The sequence below is a fragment of the Nonomuraea gerenzanensis genome (assembly GCF_020215645.1).
Lineage (GTDB): Bacteria > Actinomycetota > Actinomycetes > Streptosporangiales > Streptosporangiaceae > Nonomuraea > Nonomuraea gerenzanensis.
In genome coordinates this window covers 422437-446878 of record NZ_CP084058.1, presented here as the reverse complement: position 1 = coordinate 446878, position 24442 = coordinate 422437, and the positions used below count along the sequence as shown (strand labels likewise).

The window sequence follows — 24442 nt, the reverse complement described above, 5'->3', positions numbered from 1 at the left end:
GGGACATCCGGCCTGAGGCCCCGGGCGGTGTCAGTTCACCGCCCAGGCGTTCTCCTGCTTCCTGCTCGACTCCGCCAGCGCCTCCACCATGGCCCTGATGGCCGGGCGGCGGGCGGCGTCGGTGCGCCAGACCGCGTAGATGCGCCGCGACTGGCGCGGGCGCAGGGGCACCAGCCGCGCGCCGTCGGGCACGCAGTCGCGGCCCAGGCGCGGCACGATCGCGCAGCCCAGACCGGCCGCGACCAGCGCGAGCTGGGTCGGGTACTCGTCGGCCATGCACGCGATCACCGGCTCCAGCGAGGCGCTGCGCAGCGTGAACACCAGCCAGTCGTGGCAGACGGTGCCGGGCGAGCCGCTGATCCACTGCTCGCCGCGCAGGGCGGCCAGCTCGATCTCCCGCTCGCCCGCCAGCGGGTGATCGGCGGGCACGGCCACGTCGGCCACGTCGTCGAGCAGCGTGGCCTTGGACAGGCCCTCGGGGATGGCCATGGGGCGGTTCAGCCAGTCCTGGATCACTCCCAGGTCCAGCTCGCCCCTGGCGACCTCGCGCACGACCCGGTCGGGGTCGCGCTCGCTGAGCTGCACCCACAGGTCGGGGTGGCGCTGCTTGAGCGAGACCAGCGCGGCCGGCATGAGGCCGCGCGTGGCGGTGGCGAAGGCGCCCACGTTGAGGCGGCCGACGACCGCGCCGCGCAGCGCCTCGAAGTCGGCCTCCGCCGTCTCGACCAGCGCCAGGATGCGCTCGGCGTGCTCGGCCAGCAGCCCGGCCGCGTCCGTCAGGCGCACGCCGCGGCCGTTGCGCTCCATCAGCCGGGCGCCGGTCTCGCGCTCCAGCTTGGCGATCTGCTGCGAGACGGCCGACGGCGTGACCATGAGCGCGTCGGCCGCCGCGCCCACCGACCCGTACACGTGGACGGCGTGAAGCGCCTTGAGCCGGTTCAGGTCCAACATGTAAGTCAGCCTAAACGGTTTAGCGTAGAAAGTCTCGCTTGTCGTTGACTGTGAAGCAGATGAAAATAGTTGCATGAGAATCCTGAAGACGAAGAAGCAGCAGACCAGCTCCGTGTCGTACCTCAAGACCCTCGCCGAGCAGGCCCGCGAGCAGCGCATCCGCTACCAGAAGCCCGCTCGCTGAGCCCGCTTCAGCGCACGGCCGCGGCCGCCTCAGCGGCGGCCGGCAGCGCCTCGGCCACCCGGGCCAGCGCCTCGTCGTCGTGCGAAGCCGACAGGAACCACGCCTCGTACGCCGAGGGCGGCAGGTACACCCCCTGGTCGAGCATCGCGTGGAAGAACGCGGTGAAGGCCGCGGTGTCCTGGGTCTTGGCCTCGGCGAAGCTCGTCACCTCGGCGTCCGTGAAGAAGATCGAGAACAGGCTGCCCGCCCGCTGCAGCCTGTGCGGCACCCCGGCCTTCGCCAGCGCCTCGGAGGCCAGGTCACCCACCTTGAGCGCGGCCTCGTCCACCCGGGCGTAGGCCTCGGTGTCCAGGGCACGCAGCGTGGCCAGCCCGGCCGCGCAGGCCAGCGGGTTGCCCGACAGCGTGCCCGCCTGGTAGACGGGCCCCTCCGGAGCGAGGCTGGCCATCACCTCGGCCCGGCCGCCGAACGCCGCCGCCGGCAGGCCGCCGCCCATGACCTTGCCGAAGGTCATCAGGTCGGCCTCGACGGGGTCGAGTCCGTACCAGCCCGCCGGGGAGACCCGGAAGCCCGTCAGCACCTCGTCCACGATGAGCAGCGCGCCGTTGGCGGTGCACAGCTCGCGCAGGCGGGCGTTGAAGCCCGCGCGCGGCGGCACGACCCCCATGTTCGCGGGGCACGCCTCCGTGATCACGCACGCGATCTCGGCCGTGGCGAACGCCTCCTCGACGGCCGCCAGGTCGTTGTACGGCAGCACGATCGTGTCGGCCGCCGACGCCCCGGTCACCCCGGGCGTGTCGGGCAGCCCGAACGTCACCACCCCGGACCCGGCCGAGGCGAGCAGCGCGTCCACGTGCCCGTGGTAGCAGCCGGCGAACTTGATCACCTTGGACCGCCCGGTGAACCCCCTGGCCAGCCGCACCGCGCTCATCGTCGCCTCGGTGCCCGAGCTGACCAGCCGCACCTTCTCCACCGGCGCCACCCGCGCCACCAGCTCCTCTGCCAGCTCCACCTCGCCCCGCGTAGCGGTGCCGTAGGAGAACCCGGTCGCCACGGCGCGCTCGACGGCCTCCACGACGGCGGGATGGCGGTGCCCGAGGATCATCGGGCCCCAGGAGCACACCAGGTCGACATAGCGGTTGCCGTCGACGTCGGTGATGTACGGCCCCTGCCCCGAGGCCATGAAACGCGGCGTGCCGCCCACCGAGTTGAACGCGCGGACCGGGGAGTTGACGCCCCCGGGCACGATCTGGCGGGCGCGGGCGAACAGGGCCTCAGAAGTCTGCGTACGGCTCACCGGAACAGGTTATCCGGCCGGGTTCGCGCTCAGTCGGCCAGCCACTCCAGGATGCGCAGCGGGTCGGGCAGCGGCCGACCGTCCGGTGGCCGCAGCCAGGAGACGGGCTGCCCGCTGGGCAGGGTCGAGGGCGGCGCGAGGACGTAGCTGTCGCGGCAGTGCCAGCGCAGCCCGGGCGTGTCGTCAATGGTGGCGGGGTCGCAGTCGAGCTGGCACGACCACCATTCGTCCTCGTCCTCCGGGTTGCCCCTGGTGGCCACGTAGAACAAGACCCGGTCGCCGTTGGCGGCGACCGGGCCTGAGTGGGCGTCGGCGGCGTCGATCCGGGTCAGGGCCGACAGACCGGCGGCGAGGGGTACGTCGAAGACGTCGAACACCCGCCCCGTGGGCAGGATCACGTTGGCCTCGGGCTCGGCCTGCCACCAGCGCGTGAGCAGGGCGGTGTCGGTGGTGGCCTGCATGTGCCAGGCCGGGGAGAGCGGATGGGCACCGGGGTCGGGACAGCCCACGCGGTCACACGAACACGCGCGCGGCCCGTGACGCAGCGGATGCGCGCCCGGCACGACGGGCCACCCCAGGGCGGCGTACTCGAGCACCACCGAGATCCGTGTCGGCCGTGCCTGTTTCTGGGCCCGCTTTTTGGTACGCCGAGCCAGTGGTACCCCCACCATGGTGTCTCCCGTTCGACTCACAGCGCCTGAGGAGGCCCCGACACCGGACGGAACGGCAGCCGCGTTCAGCGGCCTGCCGCAAGCACCTACGTACACGCGGGACACACCAGCACTTGTCATGCAACTCTAGCCCACGGGCCCCACGAGTTGACGGGAAACCCCTTGTTAGAGCCGTCGAGCCACTTCTGTTGCCCAGTATGTCAAGATCAGATCGGCCCCCGCCCGCTTGATCGCGACCAGCGACTCCATGATCATCCGCTCGCGGTCCACCCAGCCGTTGGCGGCGGCGGCCTCGATCATCGCGTACTCGCCGCTGACCTGGTAGGCGGCCACCGGCACGTCCGCCTCGGCGCGGAAGCGCGCGATGACGTCCAGGTAGGCCAGCGCGGGCTTGACCATGACCGCGTCGGCGCCCTCCGCGAGGTCGAGGCGCAGCTCGCGCAGCGCGTCCTCCAGCGGGCCCGCAGGGTCCTGCTGGTGGGTGCTGCGGTCGCCGAACTGCGGCGCGCACTCGGCGGCGTCGCGGAACGGGCCGTAGAAGGCGGAGGCGTACTTGGCGGTGTAGGCCAGGATCGGCACGTTGCCGTGGCCGGCGGCGTCGAGCGCCGCCCTGATCACGCCCACCTGGCCGTCCATCATGCCGCTCGGCGCCACCATCTGGGACCCGGCCTCGGCCTGGGCCACCGCGATGGAGGCGTACCGCTCCAGCGTCAGGTCGTTGTCGACGTCGCCGGAGGGGGTCAGGATGCCGCAGTGCCCGTTGTCGGTGAACTCGTCGAGGCACGTGTCGGCCATCACCACGATCGAGTCGCCCACCTCGGCCACCACGTCGCGCAGCGCCACCTGCAGCACGCCGTCGGGGTCGTCGGCGGCCGAGCCGCGGGCGTCCTTCACCGCCGGGATGCCGAACAGGATGATGCCGCCCACGCCCGCCGCGGCGGCGTCGTGGGCGGCCTTGCGCAGCGAGTCGCGGGTGTGCTGGACGACGCCCGGCATCGAGGCCACCGGCTGCGGCTCGGTGATGCCCTCCTTGGCGAACATCGGCAGGATCAGGTCGGCGGCGTGCAGCCTGGTGCCCGCCACCATGCGGCGCAGCGCGGGGTCGCGGCGCAGCCGCCGGGGGCGGGCGACGGGGTAGTGCGCGCTCATTTGGCTCTCCTCCTGGCGCCACGGCGGTTCTGCGAGGGCCTGCGGGGCGTGTCGCCCGCGGCCAGCGCCGCCTGGCGCTGCTTGGCTCCGAACTCGGCCACCGCGGCGGCCAGGGCGGAGGCTGACGGCTTGTCGGCCATGACGTCCACCCGGAGCCCGAACTCCTCGGCCGTCTTGGCCGTCTGCGGCCCGATGACCGCGATCACGGTGACGTTGTGCGGCTTGCCGGCGATGCCCACGAGGTTGCGCACCGTGGAGGAGGAGGTGAAGAGCACGGCGTCGAAGCCGCCGCCCTTGATGGCCTCACGGATCGGCGCGGGCGGCGGAGCGGCCCGCACGGTGCGGTACGCGGTCACGTCGTCGCACTCCCAGCCCAGCTCGGTGAGCCCGGCCACCAGCGTGTCGGTGGAGATGTCGGCCCGCGGCAGCAGCACCCGGTTGATCGGGTCGAGCATCGAGTCGTACGGCGGCCACTCGGCCACCAGCCCCTCCGACGACTGCTCGCCCGAGGGCAGCAGGTCCGGCTTGACCCCGAACTCGACCAGGGCCCGCGAGGTGGCGTCGCCCACGGCCGCCACCTTGAGCCCGGCGAAGGCGCGGGCGTCGAGGCCGTACTCCTCGAACTTCTCGCGCACCGCCTTGACCGCGTTGGCGCTGGTGAAGGCCACCCACTCGTAGCGGCCGGTGACCAGGCCCTTGATCGCGCGGTCCATCTGCTGCGGCGTGCGGGGCGGCTCGACCGAGATGGTCGGCACCTCCTCGGGCACCGCGCCGTAGGCGACGAGCTGCTCGGACAGGGAGCGCGACTGCTCCTTCGTCCTGGGCACCAGCACCCGCCAGCCGAACAGCGGCTTGGTCTCGAACCACGACAGCTTGTCGCGCTGGCCCACGGCCTCGCCGACCACGATCAGCGCGGGCTCGGTGAAGCCGGCGTGCTTGAGGTCGGCCTGGAGCCGGCCCAGCGAGGACACCACGGTGTACTGCTCGGTGGTGGTGCCGCCGCTGCTGACCGCGACGGGCGTGGTGTCGGGCTTGCCGCCCGCGATCAGCGCCTTGCCGATGGCCACGGCGTCACCGATGCCGTTGTAGACGACCAGCGTGCCGCGGCAGGCGGCGTGGGCGGCCCAGTCCTGCTCCTGGGCGGCGTCGACGACGCGGAACTCGGGCACCGCCGTCGCCGGCGGGATGCCCGCGTAGGTGAGCACGGCGGTCGCGGGCGGCACGCCGGGCACGATCTCGAAGTCCACCTCCGCCGCGGTGCAGGCCGCGGCCTCCTCGGTGATCGAGGAGAACAGCATCGGGTCGCCCTCGCACAGGCGGACCACGAGCTGCCCCTGTGCGGCGCGCCGCACGAAGTCGGCGCCGGAGGCCTCGACGACCTCGACGCCTTCACGGCAGTGACGCAGCAGCGGGGTTTGCGTTTCGGCGTCGAGCACCACCGCGTCGGCCTTGGCGAGCAGCTCGGCGGCGCGGAGCGTCAGCAGGTTGGGGTCGCCTGGACCCGCGCCCACGAACGCGACGAAACCGGAGGTCGGACTATCGGAGCTCAATGGGAATGCTCCCCCATCAATCTGTCGGCCCCTTCGGCGATCATCTCGGCCGCTAGGAGGCGGCCCAGGTTCGCAGCCTCCGAAGGAGAGCCGGCGGCGGACTTGCGGACCGTTTCGCGGCCGTCGATGGAGACGACCACAGCGGTCAGGTTCAGAGTGTGCCCGTCATCGACCGCGAACGCACCCACCGGAGCGGCGCACCCGGCCTCCAAGCTGGACAGCAGGGCCCGTTCGGCGGTCACCGCGGCACGGGTCGGCGGGTCGTCGAGCACGCGCAGGAACTCGATCACATCGGCGCGGTCGGCGCGGCACTCCACGGCCAGCGCGCCCTGGCCTGGGGCGGGCAGCAGCTCGTCGACCTCGAAGATCTGCGAGATCTCCGCGTCGCGCCCGAGCCGGTGCAGCCCGGCGGAGGCGAGCACGACCGCGTCGAGCTCGCCGGAATTGACTTTGCCGATGCGCGTGTCGGCGTTGCCGCGGATGGCGACGTACTCGAGGTCGGGGCGCAGCGCACTCAGCATGGCGACCCGGCGCGGCGAGCCGGTGCCGACCTTCGCGCCCGGCGCCAGGTCGGCGAACTTGTGCGTGCCGACCAGCGCGTCGCGGTGGTCGTGCCGGGCCGGGATCGCGGCGAGCGTGAAGCGCGGGTCCTGCTTGGTCGGCAGGTCCTTCAGCGAGTGGACGGCGAAGTCGACCTCGCCGTCGATGAGCTTGTCGCGCAGCGCGCTGACGAACACGCCCGTGCCGCCGAGCTGCGCCAGGTGGGCCTTGGTGACGTCGCCGAACGTCGTGACGCCGACGAGCTCGACCGCCCGCCCGGTGCGCGCGACGTAGGCGTCGGCCACCAGCTGGGACTGGGTGGTCGCCAGGAGACTGCGGCGGGTCCCGAGCCGCAGCGCGCCGGACCGCGACGTCACAGCTCCACCTCCCTCACGGCCTCGGGCACCTTCGGATCCAGATTGAACAGCTCACGCAGGGCTTCCGCATAATGATCGCCCCCTGGGCAGGTGGCGAGCTGCTTGACACGCACAGTCGGCTCGTGGAGCAGCTTGTCGACGACCCGCTGGACGGTCATGGCGACCTCGTCCCTGGCGCGCTCGTCGAGGTCGGGCACGCGCATGAGCAGGCGGCCCAGCTCCGACTCGACCACGCCGGCCGCCTTGCTGCGCAGCGCCACCACGGTCGGGGTGACCTTGGCGGCGCGCTCGGCGTCGAGGTAGGCGCGCAGCTCCTCGGCGACGAGGGCGCGCACGGACTGCACGGCGTCGCCCTCGCGCGAGCCGATGCCGGACTCCTGGATCGTCTCCAGGTCCACCAGCGTGACGCCGGGCACGGCGCGTACGGCGGGGTCGATGTCGTGCGGCAGCGCCAGGTCGAGCAGGAACGCGGGCCGGCTGAGCATGCCGGGCGTGATGACGTGGCGCCCCGCGCCGGTGCAGGTGATGACGAGATCGGCGCCGGCCAGCTCGTCGGCCACGGCGGCGAACTCGACGGCCCGCCCGCCGACGGACTCGGCCAGCCGGGCGCCCCGCTCGTACGTGCGGTTGGCCACGACGATGTCGCGCACCCCGGCGCGCGCCAGCGTGGCGGCGGCCAGCGAGCTCATCGAGCCCGCGCCGATCACCAGGGCGCGCCGCCCGGCCAGCTCGCCCGCCAGCGCGAGGCCGGCGGTGACGAGGGAGGCGCCGTGCTTGTCGATGCCGGTGTCGGTCTGGGCCCGCTTGCCGACCCGCAGCGCCTGCTGGACCAGCTCGTTGAGGGTGGCGCCGACGGTGCCCTGGCGCTGCGCCAGCTTGAGCGCCTGGCGGACCTGGCCGAGGATCTGGCCCTCGCCGACCACCATCGAGTCGAGCCCGCACACCACGGAGAACAGGTGCTCGACGGCCCGCTCCTCGTAGTGCACGTAGAGGTGCGGCGTCAGCTCCTCGACGGGGACGCCGGTGTGCACGCCCAGGAGGTCGCTGATGGCGGTGACGGCGGCGTGGAAGCGGTCGACCGTGACGTAGACCTCGACCCGGTTGCAGGTCGAGACCACCATGGCCTCCGCGACGCACGGATCGCGCTGCACGTCGTGCAGCAGCTTGACCAGTGCGTCGCCCGTCACCGAGACGCGCTCCAGCAGCGCCACCGGCGCGGTGCGGTGGCTCAGTCCGATAGCCAGAACACTCATTGACTGTCCACCGCCATGAGTGGCCCCCCAGCCTTGCGTTGCTCGTGGAACGCGAGAATCTGCAGTTCTATGGATAGATCGACCTTACGGACATCGACGCTGTCGGGCACGGTGAGCACCACCGGAGCGAAGTTCAGGATGCTGGTGACGCCCACGGCGATCACGCGATCGCACACTTCCTGCGCCGCTGCCGCCGGTGTCGCCAGAACCACGATCGATACTCCACGCCGCTTGATCACGGCTTCCAGGTCGTCGATGTGCTCCACATTCAATCCCGCGATGGTGTCGCCCACCACTTCGGGGTCGGCGTCCACGAGCGCGGCGACCCGGAAGCCCCTGGAGACGAAGCCACCGTAATTGGCCAGCGCGCGGCCGAGGTTACCGACACCGACGATCGCGACCGCCCAGTCTTGCGTCAGGCCGAGCTCACGGGAGATCTGATAGACGAGGTACTCAACGTCATACCCTACGCCGCGCGTGCCGTAGGAGCCGAGATGTGACAGATCCTTGCGCAACTTCGCGGAATTGACGCCGGCGGCGACGGCCAGGTCCTCGGAGCTGACGGTCGCGATGCCCCGCTCGGCCATCCCGTGCAGCGCCCGCAGGTACAACGGAAGCCTGGCGACCGTCGCCTCGGGAATACCGCGGTCACGGGGCTGGGACGGGCTCTTCACGTGCCGGTGCTCCAGGGTAGGGGCGGCTTGGGGACCGCGTGACGGAATCGAACCGTCTTTCAGGTTAATCCCTTTGTGAACCGATGCACAAAGTCGGCGGCGGTACGGTTGCGTCATGCATCGCATCACCTTGCTCGGCAAGCCCGGCTGTCACTTGTGTGACGACGCGCGCGAGGTCATCTCCCGGGTCGCGGGCGAGCTCGGCGTGCCATGGGAGGAGATCAGCATCGAATCCTCGGCCGAGTTGCGGGAGAAGTACTGGGAGATGATCCCGGTCACGCTGATCGACGGGGTGCAGCACGACTTCTGGCGGGTGGACGAGGCCAGGCTGAGGGCCGCCCTCAGTACGTGACGGTGGGCAGCGGCACCACTTTCGCGGCGTTCACGTCGAGCTCGATCACGTTGGTGGCCAGCACCATCGCCTGACGCTCGTTGACGAACCGCTCCACGTGCGGCTGGCGCTGGTGGTCGCGGTAGGCGACCTCGTCGCGGTAGAGCTCGTAGACGATGCGCTGCAGCGGCGCCGACTTCACCGCGTGGCAGGCGTAGACGAGCGTGTCGGGCTCGCCCCGGCGCACGGCCTCGACGGTCGCCTCGGCCAGCCGGTCGAACGCCTCTCCCGCGCCGTCCACGATCGTGAAGACGGTGAGCAGGCCGTAGATGTGCGGCGAGGGCCTGCCGCCGGCCGGCTGCTGCTGGGCGGGTGAGAACAGGTCGGCGCCGGGGAAGACCGCGCCCGTCGCGGGGGCGGGGGGCGTCATCGGCTGGTTCGCGGGCGGGGCGCCGTTCATGATGTAGCCCGTGGAGGGACCGTCGTCGAGCGGCCCCGACATGCGGGCCGCGTAGTCGACCTCCCGCTGCCGGTAGCCCTCGTCGCCCGCCCTGTACTCCGCCACCAGGTCGCCGAGCCCCGACGCGCGGCGCGGCGGCGGGGGCGGCACGGGCGGCACGCCGGGCCCGGGAGGCGCGGGCGGCACGTCGGCCACCGGCACGGGCTCCGGCATGCCCCTGCGGCCGCCCCGCTGCGGCACCTCGTCGCGGAACATCGGGCGCTCGCCCGGCGTCATCTGCCGCTCGTCCAGCGCGGCGGGAGGCTCCGCGCGGCGCTGAGAGCGCTCCTCCCGGCGCGGGGAGCGCTCGTCGCGGTCGAAGTCGAAGTCGTCCTCGTCGTCGTCCTCGTACGGCGCCAGCGGCCGCAGCACGGTGTACCAGACGGCCGCCGCGGCCACCGCCAGCAGCGCCGTGGTGAACAACGCCGGCACCGCGAACCGCATCGCCCCCACGAGCGCCAGCCCCGACGGGACGACGACCACGGTCGCGTGCAGGTTGTCGGTGTCGTACTCGTCGCCGTTGCGCCACTTGATCCCGGCCGTCACCAGCATCGCCAGCATGACGAGCAGCGCGACCACGTGCGCGCCGGTCAGCAGGTAGCCGGGGAAGACGTTCCAGTGCGTCGAGGCGGCGGGCAGGGACTTGCCCATGTCCTCGGTCTTCAGCGGGTCCCAGACCATGATCACGACGGACACGAAGGTCAGCGCGATGCCGAGCAGCCACGCCAGGAACCTGGGCGGCACCTTCTCCGACAGCAGCTGCACCAGGCCGATGGCCAGCCAGAGCGGCGCCACCAGCGATCCCGTCACCTGGTAGATCCGGAACGTGACGCCGCCGAAGCCGAAGAGGTAGCCGATGCCGATCACGCCGAGTGACAGGCACAAACCCACGACTGCAACGGTCCAGGCGACCAACCAGCCCTCGGGCTCGTCGCGCAGTCGTTGGATCAGGGCTACGGCCGCGACGGCGGCCAGGAGCGCACCGGCAAATGCTATGACAGCAACGAGGATCTCCATGGTGACTCCAATGCTGCCGGACGATGCCTCCCAGCCGGTAGCCGAAGAGGGAACGGGTCGGTCCACCACGGTATCCGCCGATTACGCCTAGTCATGCATGACTTCCGTGGATTGTGGATTTTCCGGTTGATTTCTAGAGTGTTCGAGCACGCCGCACCCCTTACCCCTAGGGATACCGGATGCCTGACTCGTCGCCGTTCGCCGGGCTGCTCGCGCCAGCGATCGCTGGACCTGCCCGGACGGGCGAGTTCGCCGTGCGCGAAGACGTGCGTGACGAGGGGCGCGAGGACGGGCGCGGGGAGGGCCGCGAGGAGGGGGACGGTCGCGAGGACGTCCTGGAGGACCTCCGGACGCTGGTGACGCACGCCAAGAACGGATGCACGCAGTCCTTTGGCACGCTCTACGACCGCTACGTGGATCTGGTCTACCGCTACATCTATTTCCGGGTCGGCTCCCACCCGCTGGCGGAGGACCTGACGAGCGAGACGTTCTTGCGGGCACTGCGCAGGATCGGCGACTTCACCTGGCAGGGCCGCGACTTCGGGGCCTGGCTCGTGACCATCGCGAGAAACCTGGTGACCGACCACTTCAAGTCGGGGCGCTACCGGCTGGAGATCCCGACGGGAGAGGTCATCGACGTCCCGCTCGACGGCTCGCACATCCCGGAGAACGCCGTGGTCACGGCCATCATCAACGACCGGGTCCTGCGTGCCGTCCGAGATCTCAATCCCGAACAACAGGAATGCGTCGTCCTGCGCTTCCTGCACGGCCTCTCGCTCGCGGAAACCGCGCTGATCATGGGGAAGAAGAGTGGAGCGATCAAAGCGCTGCAGTTCCGTGCCGTACGGGCGCTGGCCAGGGCCCTCAAGCACGACCTGGCGTAACCTCCACCATCCGCCCCTCGTTAAGCAGGTGTCATGGCCGTGTCGGTCAGGGAGCCGTCATGAGTAGGGCGCGCAGGCGGCGCGAACGCGTGCTGGAGCAGCTCACCGAGCTGCGGGAGCTGCCTCTCGGCGGCACTCCCGGCACCGCGTTCAAGGAGCGGCTGCGCGCCGAGCTGCTGGCCGGGGCGCTGGAGGCCGAGCCGGAGCCGGCCGGGCCGCGCGGTCGCCGGCACCGCCCGCGGCGCCGGCCGCTGCTGTCGCAGCTCGCCGCCGTGGGGCTGGCCGCGGCGCTGATGGTCTCCTCCTTCGCGACCTACCAGGCCGTGCCCGGCGACTCGCTGTACCCGCTCAAGCGCGCCGCCGAGACCACGCTCGTGCACCTCAGCTCGGACGAGGCCGAACGCGGCCAGCGCGAGCTGGACTCGGCCAAGGCCCGCGCCAAGGAGGTCGCCAGCCTGCTGGGCTCCTCCGCCGACGGCCCGCTGGTCAGGAAGACGCTCAAGGACATGGAGGCGTCCACGCGCTCGGGCATCAGCCGGCTCGAACGGGCCGAGCCCCGCTCACCGAAGATCAAGAAATTCGCACGGGAGCAGGAGGAGACCGTCAAGCCCATGCTCCAGGAGCTGGACGACGACCAGCTCGCCCAGGCCGAGGGGTATCTCGACTACATCGAGGGGCTGGTCGCCCCTGAGTAGGAAAGTAAGCTGAAGCCCATGTGGCGGCTTATGCGACGACGACAGCAGACACAGCCGGAGGTCGCCGGCGAGGTCGCCGCGCAGGCGGCGGTCACCGTCGCCCCTGTCGAGCCGGATCTGCGGGCGGCGGCCTTCTTCGACGTCGACAACACGATGATGCGCGGCGCGTCGATCTACCACTTCGCCAGGGGCCTGGCCACGCGCGGGCTGTTCACGACGTCCGACCTGTTCAAGTTCGCGGTGGGGCAGGCGGTCTTCCGGCTGCGCGGCAACGAGAACCCCGAGCACATCGCGGTGGCCAGGGAGACGGCGCTGGCGTTCGTGTCCGGGGCCAAGGTCGACGACGTGGTGCGCCTCGGCGAGGACATCTACGACGAGGTCATGGCCGACCGCATCTGGGGCGGCACCCGCGCACTCGCCCAGCAGCACCTCGACGCGGGCCAGCGGGTCTGGCTGGTCACCGCCACGCCGATCGAGCTGGCCAGGGTGATCGCGCAGCGGCTCGGCCTGACGGGCGCGCTCGGCACCGTCGCCGAGACCAGCAACGGCGTCTACACCGGGCGGCTGGTCGGCGACCTGCTCCACGGGCCCGCCAAGGCCGAGGCGGTGCGCGCGCTGGCCCGCAGGGAGGGCCTCGACCTGACCCTCTGCACGGCCTACAGCGACTCGGCCAACGACCTGCCGATGTTGTCGCTGGTCGGCACCGCCGTGGCGATCAACCCCGACAGCGAGCTGCGCGAGCACGCCAGGAAGCACGACTGGCAGATCAAGGACTTCCGCACCGGCCGCAAGGCCACGATGACGGCCCTGCCCATCGCGGCCGGCGTGGGCGCCGTGGCGGGCGGCGTGGCGGCGGGCATCGCCCTGCGCCGCCACTACCGCCGCTGACCGCCCCCTACTTCAGCGAGGCGAACAGCCTTCCCGCCTCCGGCTGCTTCCACTGGACGCGGTTGCGGTCGTCCGGGTGGGGCTGCCACGGCACCGCCACGACGCTCATCCTGACCTCCTGGAGTTGCCTGCCCAGCTCGTACATCTCCTCCAGGCTCAGGTCCGTCCGCACGGCCTGGCGAATCTCGCCGAGGAAGGCCCTGAGCTTCGCCGGGTCGGCGATCACCTGCCGCTGCACCTTCCGCAGCAACGCCAGCGCCACCACCTGCTGCCGCTTGATCCGCGCGAAGTCGGAGCCGTCGCCGTAGTGGCGCAGGCGCACGTAGCCCAGCGCCTGCTCCCCGTTGAGCACGCTCTCGCCGGCGGGCAGCTTCAGCTTCGCGGCCCGGTCGTCCACAGGCTGTGGAAGCTTGACGGTCACGCCGCCGACGGCGTCCACCATCTGCTTGAACCCGGCGAAGTCCACGTCCACCGTGTGGTCCAGCCGCAGCCCGGTCAGCTTCTCCAGCGTCGCCCTGAGGCAGGACACGCCGCCCTTGGCGTAGGCCGAATTGATCAGGTCGGTCCTGGCGGGCTCCGAGCCGCAGCGGGGGATCCGGACGATGGTGTCGCGCGAGACGCTGAGCGCGATGGCCCTGCCCCGGTCGGCGGGGAGGTGCACGATCATGATGGTGTCGGAGCGCTGGCCCACGTCCATCCTGGCCGACAGGGGGCCGTACCGCTCGTTGCCCGCGCCCTCGCGCGTGTCGGAGCCGATCACCAGCACGTTCCTGGCGCCGCTCACGTCGACCGTGTCCGTCCCGGCGGGCGGGGCGGCCGTGTGCCGGGTGGCGACGAGCGCCACGGGCGTGCCGACGGCGGCGGCCGTGGCGACGGCCACCAGCCCGGCCGTCCACCACGTGGGCCACCTGCGCCGGGGGCGGGCGCCGCTCAGCAGGCGCTCCCGCTGCCGGACGAGGGTCGGCTGCGGCTGGTGCTCCAGGTGTGCCCCGAAGTCGCGGAGCAGCTTCAGGTCGTCCATCGTCACTCCTCCTCCATCGGGTTGGTGTCGCCGAGCGCGGCACGGACCTTCCGCCTGCCCCTGTTGAGGCGGGAGCGCACGGTGCCCACGGGGATGCCGAGCGCCCTGGCGGCCTCCTCGTACGTCAGGTCGCCCCAGGCGATCAGCAGCAGCACGTCGCGGTCCCTGGCGGGCAGCGCCGCCAGGGCGCCGGCCAGCTCGCCGCGCACGGCCTGGGCGGTCACCCCGGCCGCCACCCGGTCGGCGGGCGACTCCACCTCGGCCTCCACAGGGGCGCGGAGCAGGGCCCGGTAGCGGGCCGCCTCGGTGCGGTGGTGGCGGGAGACGAGCTTGGTGAGAATGCCGAAGAGCCACGGCCTGGCGTCCGGGTAGGCCAGGTCGTAGCTCTTCCTGCGGGAGAAGGCGACCAGGAACGTCTCACCGACGAGGTCCTCGGCCGGTTCTGGGCCGAGGCGCCGGGAGACGTACCGGTAGAGCATGGCGGAGTAGCGGTCGAAGAGCTCGGCGAAGGCCTCGGGTTCTGTCCACGAGGCTCGTACGAGGTCGGCGTCCGCACCCCTGACGGCGGGTTGCGTGATCATCTCCGCCCTTCTGTGGGGGATCGGTCACGGATGTCTCGCCACAACCCGCCGATCGGGTTCAGATCTCCTTGAGCTGACCGCCGTCGATCACGAACTCGGCGCCCGTCGTGCTGCCCGACCGGGGCGAGGCGAGCAGCGCCACCGCGTCGGCGATCTCCTGCGGGTGCACGAGCCGGCCGGTGGCCAGCCCCATCATCGCAGGAGCGACCTCGGTGATCACGCTGTCCCTGTCGGCGCCGACCATGCCGCCGAAGACCTCGGCCGCGCCGCCCTCCTTGGTCCACCAGTCCGTCAGCACCGCGCCTGGCGTGACGGTGTTGACCCTGATGCCCTGGGGGGCGTACTCGGCGGACAGGGACTTGCTCAGCGCCAGCACAGCGGCCTTGGCGGCGCTGTAGTCGACGTTCACGGCGCCGGCCTGCCTGCCCATGGTGGAGGAGACGTTGACGATCGAGCCGCCGCCGCGCTCCAGCAGGTACGGCACGGCGGCCCGGATCATCCGGACGGCCGAGAACAGGTTGAACTCGAACATGGCCGCCCAGTCCGCGTCGTCCGGCGTCATGAAGCCGGCCCGCGGCAGGGTCGCGCCGGGCGGCGGCCCGCCGGCGTTGTTGACCACGATGTCCACCCCGCCGAACTCCGCCACGGCCCGCTCGACGACGCGCGCCGGCGCGGCCGGGTCCATGAGGTCCACCGCGACGTGCGTGACCTTGGCGTCGGCCAGGGCGTCCGCGGGGGTGCGGGAGGCGGCGACCACGTGGGCGCCCTCCTCGGCCAGGGTGCGGGCGACGGCCAGGCCGATGCCCTTGGACGCGCCGGTGACGACGGCGACGCGGCCGGAAAGCTGCAGATCCATGGGGAGATCCCTTCGGTGTCCGGGTTCGTTACGTGCGCAGAACACCGGCGGGATCGACCTGGTTGCACCTGTCTGTCAGAGCAGGGGCGGGAAGGCGTGCCCCCTGCGCAGCCGCAGCTCGTTGAGCAACTGCTGGATGACCTCGCGGACGTGGTCGGTGATGTTGAAGACGAGCATGGGATCGTCGGCGGCGGACGGCTCGTACTCGTCGGTGCGGATCGGCTCGCCGAACTCGATCATCCACTTCGACGGCAGCGGCACCAGGCCGAGGGGCCCCAGCAGCGGGAAGAACGGGGTGATCGGCAGATAGGGCAGCCCCAGCATCCTGGCCAGGAACCGCAGATCGCCGATCTTGGGATAGATCTCCTCGGCGCCCACGATCGCGGTGGGCACGATGGGCACCCCGGCGCGGATGGCCGAGGCCACGAAGCCGCCGCGGCCGAAGCGCTGCAGCTTGTAACGCTCGGAGAACGGCTTGCCGACGCCCTTGAAGCCCTCGGGGAACACCCCGACCAGCTCGCCCTTGCGCAGCAGCCGGTCGGCGTCCTCGCGGCAGGCCAGCGTGTGGCCGGTCTTGCGGGCCAGGTGGCTGAGCAGCGGAAGCTGGTAGACCAGGTCGGCGCCGAGCAGCCGCAGCGGCCTGCCGACCTCGTCGTGCAGCGCCACCTGCAGCATCAGCGCGTCGAGCGGCAGGGTGCCGGAGTGGTTGGCGACGATCAGCGCGCCGCTGTCGGCGGGGATGTTCTTCAGCTCGACCGTCTCCACCCTGAACCAGTGGGTGTAGAGGGGCCTGATGAGCTCGAGCACCACCTTGTCGGTCAGCTCGGCGTCGTAGCCGAACTCGTCGACCTCGTAGTCGCCCGTGATCCGCCGGCGCAGGAAGGCCAGCAGCCTGGCGAGGTGATCGCTCAGCTCGTCGGCGGGCGGCTGTTCGAAGGAGGGGGCCGCGGTGATGGGGATCACGCGGGCCTCGTCCTCGTGCGGGACGCTCACCCCCGGACACCTCCCACCGGTCGCAGGTCGCGGGAGCGCAGGAAGTCGTCGAAGGCCGCGCCGGTGCTGAACTTGGGCTTCCAGCCCAGCTCGGCCTCCAGCCTGGCGATGTCGACCACGCGCCCGTGACACATCAGGCGGACCTGCTCGGCGGAGTACTCCACGAGCCCGATCCGGCGCGCGGCGCCGCCCAGCACCTTGAACGCGGGCGAGAAGAGCGGCAACGCCGGCCGCCCCGCCCTCCTGGCGCACTGCGACAGGAGCAGCACCCCTGCCCCGGCCACGTTGAACGTGCCGGGGTGGTTCTCGGTCGCCATCCGGCGCAGCACCTCGACCGCGTCGTCCTCGTGGACGAACTGCAGCCGCGGGTCGAAGCCGAACACGGTCGGCAGCACCGGCTGGGTGAAGTAACGAGTCAGCGGCGAGTCGACGCCGGGACCCATGAAGTTGGCGAAGCGCAGCAGCGAGACGACCACGTCGGGGCGGCGCCGGGCGAAGCCTCTCAGGTAGCCCTCGACCTCGGCCGCGTCCTTGGCGTAACCGTGCATGGGACCGTCGTGCGGCTCCAGGTCCTCGGTGAACACCGCCGGATCCCGGGGTGACGAGCCGTAGACGGCGGTGGTGGAGCGCACCACCACGCGCCGCACGGTCGCCGACCGCTGGCAGGCACCGAGCAGTTGCATGGTGCCGATGACGTTGTGCTCCTTCATGGCCGCCCTGCCACCGCTCCTCGACGGAGCGCTGACCAGGCTCATGTGCACAACGGTGTCGATGTCCGCGGCCGCGATCACCTGAGCGATGTCGGGGCTGCGCAGATCGACCCGGACGAACTCCGTCCGGCCCAGAGAGATGCCACCGTCTCGCGTGAGCGAGGGGGGCGGCACGGTGTCCACTCCGATGACACGGCTGATGTCCGGGTCTGCCGCCAGAGCACTCGCCACCCGGGCGCCTATGTGGCGCGAGACCCCGGTGACAAGCACGGTGTGGGTCATCAGCGCCTCGCAGCTGCGTCGATTACTTCTTGTTGCGCCGCTGGATGCGCGTCTTCTTGAGCAGCTTGCGGTGCTTCTTCTTAGCCATCCGCTTGCGGCGCTTCTTGATCACAGAGCCCACGGGACCCCCAGGTACTGATAGCACGGCTGAACCGGAGTGCGAGCGCACACCGGCTCACAGACTACCGGCGATCCACGGTAGATCGCCCCTTGGGGGGTGAGTGCCCGGTCGCACCAGCGGCGACCGGGCCTCTCCCGCGAGAGCATTCACGACCCGCCTCGGCGTGTCGCTACGTCAACCTGCCTCGATGTAGGCCTCCCGCAGATAGTCGTGTACCGCCTGCTCAGGCACCCTGAACGATCGGCCGACTCTGATGGCCGGCAGCTCACCCGAGTGGACGAGCCGGTACACCGTCATCTTGGACACCCTCATGACCGTCGCCACTTCTGCGACGGTCAGGAACTTCACCTCGCTGAGAGGTCTTTCGCCTGCACCCATCGGACGCCTCTTCCGCACGTGTTTCCGGGTTATCCCCACTGGTGCCATTGCTCACGCACGTGTACTGCCGTCAGCGTAAGTCGGGACTCCGAGTGCGCAAACCCCCTAGTTTCTCAATCGACGGAGCCACCTGTCAGCCGAACCAGCGAAATCGCTGGCCAGCAGCCTGGCCGAGCACCGCACTTGGACGTTGGAACTGTCCAAGTTGCCACACATAAGAGTCGCCGGAGCCCCATCAAAAGTTGGCAAAGGGACAGCGAGCCTCTTGGAATGCAGGCGCGAAAAGACGGTATGCGGATGACCGAATTAGACTCAAAGGGCTGATGAGACTCCTGTGACCAAACGATCGGTCAGCGGAGCGTAGTAGCGGGGTAGCACGTTGTCGTCGAGTGGCACGACCACGTCAAGCTTGCCCTCGGCCTCCCCGACGAAGAGCCCGGGGTCGTTGCAGTCGGCGAACGCCACCGTGGGCACACCGGCCTCACCAGCCGCTCCCGCCCAGCCGTGGTCGGCGATCACGAGGTCCGGCAGCTCGCCGTTCAGCTCGTCCAGCATGTGCCGCATCGGAGCCGCGTCGTGGGTGTGCACCAGCGCGCCCCGGTCGTCGAGCATGGCGATGTCCTGGAGATAACGGATCCTTCTGGGCCGGCCGAAACCCGACCCCGCGTACGTCCAGCCCTCGGCGGGCGACAGCAGCCGCGCGCCCCGCGCCGCGCAGAAGGCGGCCAGCGGCAGGTGGATGGCCAGGATCCCGGTGGGGTGCCCGGTGGCGAACAGGATGCGCGGCTCCGGCCGCGCCAGCACCGCGGCGATGCGCTCGGCCATGGCGTCGATCGCGTCGATCGTCAGGTCCGGGTCGATGGTGTCCTGGCCCCAGCGGTGGCCGGGGTCGGAGACCACGCCCGCGGACTTGGCCATCAGCGCCAGGATGTCGCGGTACGACCACGGCTGGTCGAAGGTCAGGCCCAGCGCGTAGTACGGGTCGCCGTTCGCCAGCGAGCTGTAGTGGTCCAGGTTGTTCTCGCGGGGGGTCGCGACATCGCCGGCTATGCGGCTGTATACAAGGTGATCTCGGAGTTCGTCGCGGCTCAGCACTGGTTCTTCCTCGTCAGGGCTTCAGGAGCGAGGCCGTGCGGCCCCGTCAGGGCAACGGATCGAGGCCGTGCAGGGGGAACACCGCGTTTCGGGTCGCCATGACCGCACGGTCAATGGGGTCCGCTGGATCATAACCACCGGACAAGTCACGAAATTCCGGGTTTCGGCCGTCTGTCATGGTCAGCGGGGGCGTCTCGCCCGTGCGCTGCCGTACGAACTGGCGCCAGCCCTGCCCCGTCGGCGTGGCCGGATCGATCGGATGGCCCGCCACCTCGGCGATGAGGTGGGTCCACGCCCGCGGCACCACCTGCACCAGCTCGTAGCCGCCGCCTCCGGTGGCGATCCACCTGCCGCCCGCCGTCTCGTGCGCCAGGCGGTGCAGCGCGGCGTACGCGGCCCGCTGGCCGTCCACGCTGAGCATGAGGTTGGCCAGCGGGTCGAGCGCGTGGCTGTCGCAGCCGTGCTGGGTGACCAGGATCTCGGGCCGGAACTCGCGCAGCAGCGGCGGCACCACGGAGTGGAAGGCCCGCAGCCAGCCCGAGTCGCCGCAGCCGGCCGGGAGCGCCACGTTGACGGCCGTGCCGTCGGCCCCGGTCTCCTCGGGGAAGCCCGTGCCGGGGAACAGCGTGCGCGGGCTCTCGTGCAGGCTGATGGTCAGCACCCGGGGGTCGTCGTAGAAGACCGCCTGCACGCCGTCGCCGTGGTGCACGTCCACATCCACGTACGCCACGCGGCTCACGCCCTGCCGCAGCAGCCACGCGATGGCCAGCGCCGGGTCGTTGTAGACGCAGAACCCGCTGGCCGTGGCGGGCATCGCGTGGTGCAGCCCGCCCGCGACGTTGATCGCGTGCTCGGCCGCGCCCTCCCACACCGCGCGGGCGGCGGCCAGCGAGGCCCCGGAGATCAGCGCGGACGCCTCGTGCACGCCCGCGAACGCGGGGTTGTCGGTCGTGCCGAGCCCGGCCGACAGGTCGGGCCTGCCGGTGGCGGAGACGCCCTTGACGGCCTCGATGTAGGAGCGGTGGTGGACCATGGCCAGCTCGTCGTCGCTCGCGGGGTCGCAGCCGCTCATCTCGACCTTGTCGAGCACGCCGAGGTCGCGGGCCAGCGCCATGGTCAGCTCCACCCGCACGGGATGGAGTGGATGGCTCGGGCCGAAGTTGTAGGAGGTGAGAGCGTCGTCCCAGATCACCCGTGCCGACCGGCTCATGCCAACCCCTCCGCGTGTCCCTCGCCTTGCGCCGACGTTACCGCAGGGCAGCTGCCTCCTTGTAGCCCGGGCTCGACGCCATGAAATGCCGACATTTCGTGAATTAGGGTTTGACCGTGCGCGTGGCGCGGACCCTCATGAAGATCGTGCGATTCTTCCGGCGGCCCACGGTCTTCGACCGGTCGCTGGTGATCGTGCTCGCCGTCCCGTCGGTCATCGGCTTCGTCGGCGTGTTCCTCCTGGGCGACAGCCGGCTCGCCCAGGGCAACCTGCACTACCTGCTGACCCTGCTGCCCCTGCTCATCCGCCGTTCCCGGCCGATCACCACGGTGGCCCTGGTGGGCGCCGTGGACGCGGTGTTCGTGCTGACGGGCCTCGTGGACAACGCCAACCTCGCCACCGCCGTCGCCCTCTACAGCCTGGGCCGCTACACCATCGGCCGCACCACCGCCGTCGTCTCGGGGGTGACCTGGGCCGGCTACACCGCCGTGCTGCAGCTGGGCGCCTCGTTCCAGGGCGGCTGGCTGATGGCCCTGTTCCTGGTCGCCGTGCCCGTGGGCATCGGCCAGCTCGTCCGGCTCAGGGCGGAGCTGGCGGAGCGCGGCAGGCGCGAGGCCACCGAGGCCGCGGTGCGGGCCGAGCGGCGGCGCATCGCCAGGGAGCTGCACGACGTGGTCGCGCACCACATCACGGTCATCAACGCGCTGGTCGGCGGCGCGCGCGCCACGCTGCCGCCGGAGCAGCAGGTCACCAGGGACGCCCTGGAGAGCGCCGAGCAGACCGCCCGCCAGGCCATGTCGGAGATGCGCCGCCTGCTGGACGTGCTGCGGGCCGACGGCACCGAGGGGCCGGACGCCGCCACCGGGGTGGGCGCCGACCGCCTGCCCGCGCTGATCAAGGAGGCCAGGTCCGCGGGGCTGCCGGCCGACCTGACCGTGACGGGTGAGCCCGTCGAGCTGCCCGCCGCCGTGGACCACGCCGTCTACCGGATCGTGCAGGAGGCGCTCACCAACACCCGCAAGCACGCGGCCGGCGCCAGGGCCAGCGTGCGCCTGGCGTACGTGGCCTCGGCGGTGGAGGTCGAGGTGCTCGACGACGGGATACCGAAGGACGGCGGCACGCCGGGGTTCGGGCTCGGCGGCATGGCCGAGCGGGTGGCGCTGTGCGGCGGCCGGCTCTCCACCGGCCCCCGCCCCGAGGGCGGATTCCGCGTGCACGCCCGGATACCACTGGAGCAGACATGATCGGGGTGCTGCTGGCCGACGACCACGCGCTGGTGCGTACCGGCTTCAAGCTGATGCTGGACGCCCAGCTGGACATCGGCGTGGTCGGCGAGGCCGCGGACGGCGAGCAGGCGGTGGAGCTGAGCAGGCGGCTGCGCCCTGACGTGGTGCTGATGGACCTGCACATGCCCGGCATGGACGGGGTGCGCGCGACCGAGCTGATCACCACGGAGCTGCCCGGCGTGCGGGTGCTCGCGCTGAGCACGTTCGACCTGGACGAGAACGTGGTGGCGGCGCTGCGGGCGGGCGCCGACGGGTTCCTGCCCAAGGACGTCTCCCCCGAGGAGCTGATCGAGGGCGTCCGCGTCGTGCACCGGGGCGAGTCGGCCGTCGCCCCGCGCCTGCTGACCAGGCTCATCGGCACGTTCGTACGCACCACGCCCCGGCGCGCGGCGCCCGCCGAGCTGGCGGGGCTGACCGACCGCGAACGGGAGATCCTCGTGCTGATCGCCCGCGGCCGGTCGAACGCGGAGATCGCCGCCGGCCTGGCCGTCTCCCCCTCGACCGTGAAGAACCACGTGACCAGCCTGTTCGCCAAGCTCGGGGTCAGGGACCGCGCGCAGGCGGTGATCATCGCGTACGAGGCCGCGCTGGTCCACCCAGGAGAGTAGGACCACGGTCCTAGATCGCCGCCCGCCGAACGGTTCCCTGGCAGGAAGAAAACCGGCGGGCGCGACGGCACGCTGGGATCATGACCGCGATTCGAGCAACGAACCTGAGCAAGCGCTACGGCGGCACCATGGCCGTCGCGGACCTGTCGTTCGACGTCGAGCCCGGTCAGGTGACCGGCTTCCTCGGCCCGAACGGCGCGGGCAAGTCGACCACCATGCGCATGATCCTCGGCCTCGACCGGCCCTCCAGCGGGTCTGTGCTGGTGGACGGGCACCCGTACGCCGAGCTGCGGCACCCGCTGCGCAAGGTCGGCGCGCTGCTGGACGCCAAGGCCGTGCACGGCGGGCGCAGCGCCCGCAATCACCTGCTCGCCATCGCGCAGAGCAACGGCATCCCGTCCGCCCGCGTGGAGGAGGTGCTGGAGATCGTCGGGCTGCGCGAGGTGGCCAAGCGGCGGGTCGGCGGCTTCTCGCTGGGCATGTCGCAGCGGCTGGGCATCGCCGCGGCGCTGCTCGGCGACCCGCAGATCCTCCTGTTCGACGAGCCCGTCAACGGGCTCGACCCCGACGGCATCCTGTGGATCCGCACGCTCATGCGCAAGCTGGCGGCCGAGGGGCGCACGGTGTTCGTCTCCAGCCACCTGATGAGCGAGATGGCGCAGACCGCCGACCACCTGATCGTCATCGGCAAGGGCCGGCTGATCGCCGACACGAGCGTGCGGGAGTTCATCGGCCGCAGCTCGCAGGGGTACGTGCGGGTCCGCTCGCCCCGGCTGGCCGAGGTGGCCGAGCTGGTCAAGGTCGGCGAGCTGCACCCCGACCACCTGCGGGTGACCGCGATGAGCACGCTCGAGATCGGCACCCTGACGGCCAGGGCCGGCATCCCGCTGGAGGAGCTGACGTTCGTGCAGCCCTCGCTGGAGGCGGCCTACATGGAGCTGACCAAGGACAGTCTGGAGTTCTCGGCATGATCGACATCCTCAGGTCCGAATGGACCAAGATCCGCTCGGTGCGCTCGACGGTGTGGACGCTGGCGGCCACCGTCGGGCTGATGGTGGGCCTGTCGGCGTTGCTCAGCGCCTCCGTCGAGAACGCCGCCGGCGGGCCGGTCCCCGCCGGTCAGGCGATCGCCGCCAGCCTGCTGGGAATCATGTTCGCGCAGCTGGCCATCGCCACGCTGGGCGTGCTGGTGATCTCCAGCGAGTACCGCACCGGCGGCATCCGCACCTCGCTGATGAGCGTGCCCAGGCGGATGAGCCTGCTGACCGGCAAGCTCGTGGTCTTCGGCGCGCTCTCGCTGGTCGTCTCCGCGCTCGCCTCCGCCGCCTCGCTCGCGGTGGGGCTGGCCTTCACCCAGCCGACGGACCTGCCGATGGGCGAGGTCGTCCGCGCGCTGGTCGGGGCCTCGCTCTACCTGACCGCCTGCGGCGTCTTCGGCCTGGGGCTCGGCACGCTGGTCCGGCACACGCCCGGCGCGATCGTGGCGGCCATCGCGCTCATGCTGGTGCTGCCGCAGGTGGCCAACCAGCTTCCCGGGCAGTGGGGCCGGACCGTCGCCGAATACTTCACCACCAACGCCGGCCAGTTGCTGGTCGCCGGGCAGAGCAGCGACTCGCTGTCGCCGTGGGGCGGGTTCGGCGTGTACCTGGCCTGGATCGCCGTCGCCACCGTCGCCGGAGCCGTGCTCCTGCAGCGGCGCGACGCCTGAGTGCTCACTCGGCGCGCAGGGCGGTCACCGGGTCCAACCGGCCCGCCCTGCGCGCCGGCGCCACGCCGAAGAACACCCCGACCGCCACCGACACCCCGAACGCCAGCACGCAGCGCCGTCTGCGTGACCGCAGAGAACTGCTCGCCCGGATACCGCTCCCGCAGCGCCGCCGTCACCCGGCCGGCCACCTCCGAGCCGAGCACCGCCACCCTGCGCCGGGTGTCCACGTCCGTCTCGCTCAGCGGGCGGCCCTTGCCGACGGGGCGCTCGAAGATGTTGACCAGGTTCTGGTCGGTGCCGATCACGGTGACGAACGCCTCCGCCCTGCCCACGCGCACGGTCTCGCCCGACTGCAGCGACACCGTCACCTTCGACGGGTCGCCCACCACCCGCCGCACGTAGGCCACGTCGGCCAGGCCCAGCTTGCTCTGGGTGGGCGCCGCGCCGAGGCTGATGCGGCCGGGCACGACGAGGATGATGTTCGTGCCGAGGCCGGAGATCTGCCGCTCGATCTCGTCCTTCGCACCGGTGCCGATGGCCACCAGGATCACCACGGCCAGCACCCCCGACGACGACGCCCAGTATGGTGAGCACGCTGGGCAGCCGGTTCACGCGCAGCGCCTCCAGCGCCTC

26 protein-coding genes and 1 pseudogene are annotated in these 24442 nt (G+C 71.4%); 8 read left to right on the top strand and 19 right to left on the bottom strand.

What is annotated here, in order from left to right; genetic code table 11:
• Nucleotides 1-30 precede the first annotated feature (30 nt).
• The 8 genes from LCN96_RS02255 to LCN96_RS02220 form a co-directional block, all read right to left on the bottom strand.
• Entirely contained in the window at nucleotides 31-951 is a 921-nt protein-coding gene (locus LCN96_RS02255) for a LysR family transcriptional regulator (protein ID WP_225270924.1), read from the bottom strand.
• A gap of 191 nt (nucleotides 952-1142) precedes the next feature.
• Nucleotides 1143-2432, bottom strand: coding sequence for a glutamate-1-semialdehyde 2,1-aminomutase (gene hemL, locus LCN96_RS02250; protein ID WP_225270923.1), 1290 nt, complete (start codon nucleotides 2430-2432; stop codon nucleotides 1143-1145).
• A 29-nt stretch (nucleotides 2433-2461) separates the two neighbouring features.
• Nucleotides 2462-3103 carry a bifunctional DNA primase/polymerase gene (locus tag LCN96_RS02245; protein ID WP_225270922.1) on the bottom strand — a complete coding sequence of 214 codons (642 nt, stop codon included), beginning with the start codon at nucleotides 3101-3103 and terminating at the stop codon, nucleotides 2462-2464.
• A 165-nt stretch (nucleotides 3104-3268) separates the two neighbouring features.
• Complete coding sequence (gene hemB / locus LCN96_RS02240; protein ID WP_225270921.1) at nucleotides 3269-4252, bottom strand: porphobilinogen synthase; 984 nt, start codon at nucleotides 4250-4252, stop codon at nucleotides 3269-3271.
• Nucleotides 4249-5802: a bifunctional uroporphyrinogen-III C-methyltransferase/uroporphyrinogen-III synthase gene (locus LCN96_RS02235; RefSeq protein WP_225270920.1), complete on the bottom strand. Its 1554-nt coding sequence runs from the start codon at nucleotides 5800-5802 to the stop codon at nucleotides 4249-4251. The genes hemB and LCN96_RS02235 overlap by 4 nt, the downstream gene beginning before the upstream one ends.
• Nucleotides 5799-6719, bottom strand: a complete 921-nt coding sequence (gene hemC, locus LCN96_RS02230) for a hydroxymethylbilane synthase (protein ID WP_225270919.1) — start codon at nucleotides 6717-6719, stop codon at nucleotides 5799-5801. Before hemC ends, LCN96_RS02235 begins: the two co-directional genes overlap by 4 nt.
• On the bottom strand, nucleotides 6716-7972 hold the full coding sequence (locus tag LCN96_RS02225; protein WP_225270918.1) for a glutamyl-tRNA reductase: 1257 nt from the start codon (nucleotides 7970-7972) through the stop codon (nucleotides 6716-6718). Before LCN96_RS02225 ends, hemC begins: the two co-directional genes overlap by 4 nt.
• Complete coding sequence (locus LCN96_RS02220) at nucleotides 7969-8646, bottom strand: redox-sensing transcriptional repressor Rex (RefSeq protein WP_148441666.1); 678 nt, start codon at nucleotides 8644-8646, stop codon at nucleotides 7969-7971. Before LCN96_RS02220 ends, LCN96_RS02225 begins: the two co-directional genes overlap by 4 nt.
• A gap of 115 nt (nucleotides 8647-8761) precedes the next feature.
• On the opposite strand from LCN96_RS02220, the gene LCN96_RS02215 reads away from it, so the two are divergent.
• On the top strand, nucleotides 8762-8998 hold the full coding sequence (locus LCN96_RS02215) for a glutaredoxin family protein (protein ID WP_225270917.1): 237 nt from the start codon (nucleotides 8762-8764) through the stop codon (nucleotides 8996-8998).
• Here LCN96_RS02215 and LCN96_RS02210 read toward each other — a convergent pair.
• The gene (locus tag LCN96_RS02210) at nucleotides 8988-10367 is read right to left on the bottom strand and encodes a putative quinol monooxygenase (RefSeq protein WP_225270916.1); all 1380 of its coding nucleotides are present in this window, start codon (nucleotides 10365-10367) and stop codon (nucleotides 8988-8990) included. The genes LCN96_RS02215 and LCN96_RS02210 overlap by 11 nt on opposite strands.
• A gap of 305 nt (nucleotides 10368-10672) precedes the next feature.
• On the opposite strand from LCN96_RS02210, the gene LCN96_RS02205 reads away from it, so the two are divergent.
• The 3 genes from LCN96_RS02205 to LCN96_RS02195 are packed head-to-tail and all read left to right on the top strand — an operon-like array spanning nucleotide 10673 to nucleotide 12960.
• Nucleotides 10673-11377 (top strand): sigma-70 family RNA polymerase sigma factor, encoded by a 705-nt coding sequence (locus LCN96_RS02205; RefSeq protein ID WP_225270915.1) that lies wholly within the window; start codon nucleotides 10673-10675, stop codon nucleotides 11375-11377.
• Nucleotides 11378-11436: 59 nt separating this feature from the next.
• Nucleotides 11437-12072 (top strand): DUF5667 domain-containing protein, encoded by a 636-nt coding sequence (locus tag LCN96_RS02200; protein ID WP_225270914.1) that lies wholly within the window; start codon nucleotides 11437-11439, stop codon nucleotides 12070-12072.
• 30 nt (nucleotides 12073-12102) lie between these two features.
• A complete protein-coding gene (locus LCN96_RS02195) occupies nucleotides 12103-12960 on the top strand; it encodes an HAD family hydrolase (protein ID WP_225270913.1) in 858 nt (285 codons plus the stop codon).
• Between the two features lie 7 nt (nucleotides 12961-12967).
• Here LCN96_RS02195 and LCN96_RS02190 read toward each other — a convergent pair whose 3' ends face one another.
• The 9 genes from LCN96_RS02190 to LCN96_RS02150 all read right to left on the bottom strand — a co-directional run bounded on the left by LCN96_RS02190 (nucleotide 12968) and on the right by LCN96_RS02150 (nucleotide 20207).
• Nucleotides 12968-13981: an LCP family protein gene (locus LCN96_RS02190; protein ID WP_225270912.1), complete on the bottom strand. Its 1014-nt coding sequence runs from the start codon at nucleotides 13979-13981 to the stop codon at nucleotides 12968-12970.
• Between the two features lie 2 nt (nucleotides 13982-13983).
• Nucleotides 13984-14562 carry an RNA polymerase sigma factor gene (locus LCN96_RS02185; RefSeq protein ID WP_225270911.1) on the bottom strand — a complete coding sequence of 193 codons (579 nt, stop codon included), beginning with the start codon at nucleotides 14560-14562 and terminating at the stop codon, nucleotides 13984-13986.
• Nucleotides 14563-14620: 58 nt separating this feature from the next.
• A complete protein-coding gene (locus LCN96_RS02180) occupies nucleotides 14621-15418 on the bottom strand; it encodes an SDR family NAD(P)-dependent oxidoreductase (protein ID WP_225270910.1) in 798 nt (265 codons plus the stop codon).
• A 75-nt stretch (nucleotides 15419-15493) separates the two neighbouring features.
• Nucleotides 15494-16411, bottom strand: a complete 918-nt coding sequence (locus LCN96_RS02175) for a lysophospholipid acyltransferase family protein (RefSeq protein WP_397351850.1) — start codon at nucleotides 16409-16411, stop codon at nucleotides 15494-15496.
• The gene (locus LCN96_RS02170; protein WP_225270909.1) at nucleotides 16408-17403 is read right to left on the bottom strand and encodes an NAD-dependent epimerase/dehydratase family protein; all 996 of its coding nucleotides are present in this window, start codon (nucleotides 17401-17403) and stop codon (nucleotides 16408-16410) included. Before LCN96_RS02170 ends, LCN96_RS02175 begins: the two co-directional genes overlap by 4 nt.
• 22 nt (nucleotides 17404-17425) lie before the next feature.
• A complete protein-coding gene (locus LCN96_RS02165) occupies nucleotides 17426-17524 on the bottom strand; it encodes a 30S ribosomal protein bS22 (protein WP_018654693.1) in 99 nt (32 codons plus the stop codon).
• A 174-nt stretch (nucleotides 17525-17698) separates the two neighbouring features.
• Entirely contained in the window at nucleotides 17699-17902 is a 204-nt protein-coding gene (locus tag LCN96_RS02160) for a helix-turn-helix domain-containing protein (protein WP_026214222.1), read from the bottom strand.
• A gap of 312 nt (nucleotides 17903-18214) precedes the next feature.
• Nucleotides 18215-18997, bottom strand: a complete 783-nt coding sequence (locus LCN96_RS02155; protein ID WP_225270908.1) for a phosphatase — start codon at nucleotides 18995-18997, stop codon at nucleotides 18215-18217.
• Nucleotides 18998-19043: 46 nt separating this feature from the next.
• Complete coding sequence (locus LCN96_RS02150) at nucleotides 19044-20207, bottom strand: acetoin utilization protein AcuC (protein ID WP_225270907.1); 1164 nt, start codon at nucleotides 20205-20207, stop codon at nucleotides 19044-19046.
• A gap of 137 nt (nucleotides 20208-20344) precedes the next feature.
• On the opposite strand from LCN96_RS02150, the gene LCN96_RS02145 reads away from it, so the two are divergent.
• From LCN96_RS02145 to LCN96_RS02130, 4 genes are all read left to right on the top strand, one after another.
• The gene (locus LCN96_RS02145; RefSeq protein WP_225270906.1) at nucleotides 20345-21451 is read left to right on the top strand and encodes a sensor histidine kinase; all 1107 of its coding nucleotides are present in this window, start codon (nucleotides 20345-20347) and stop codon (nucleotides 21449-21451) included.
• The gene (locus tag LCN96_RS02140; RefSeq protein ID WP_225270905.1) at nucleotides 21448-22101 is read left to right on the top strand and encodes a response regulator; all 654 of its coding nucleotides are present in this window, start codon (nucleotides 21448-21450) and stop codon (nucleotides 22099-22101) included. Before LCN96_RS02145 ends, LCN96_RS02140 begins: the two co-directional genes overlap by 4 nt.
• Before the next feature lie 80 nt (nucleotides 22102-22181).
• Complete coding sequence (locus LCN96_RS02135; RefSeq protein WP_225270904.1) at nucleotides 22182-23072, top strand: ABC transporter ATP-binding protein; 891 nt, start codon at nucleotides 22182-22184, stop codon at nucleotides 23070-23072.
• Complete coding sequence (locus LCN96_RS02130; RefSeq protein ID WP_225270903.1) at nucleotides 23069-23809, top strand: ABC transporter permease; 741 nt, start codon at nucleotides 23069-23071, stop codon at nucleotides 23807-23809. The genes LCN96_RS02135 and LCN96_RS02130 overlap by 4 nt, the downstream gene beginning before the upstream one ends.
• A gap of 230 nt (nucleotides 23810-24039) precedes the next feature.
• Here LCN96_RS02130 and LCN96_RS57305 read toward each other — a convergent pair.
• Nucleotides 24040-24351 (bottom strand): annotated as a pseudogene (locus LCN96_RS57305) (ABC transporter permease); the annotation flags it as partial.
• Nucleotides 24352-24442 lie beyond the last annotated feature (91 nt).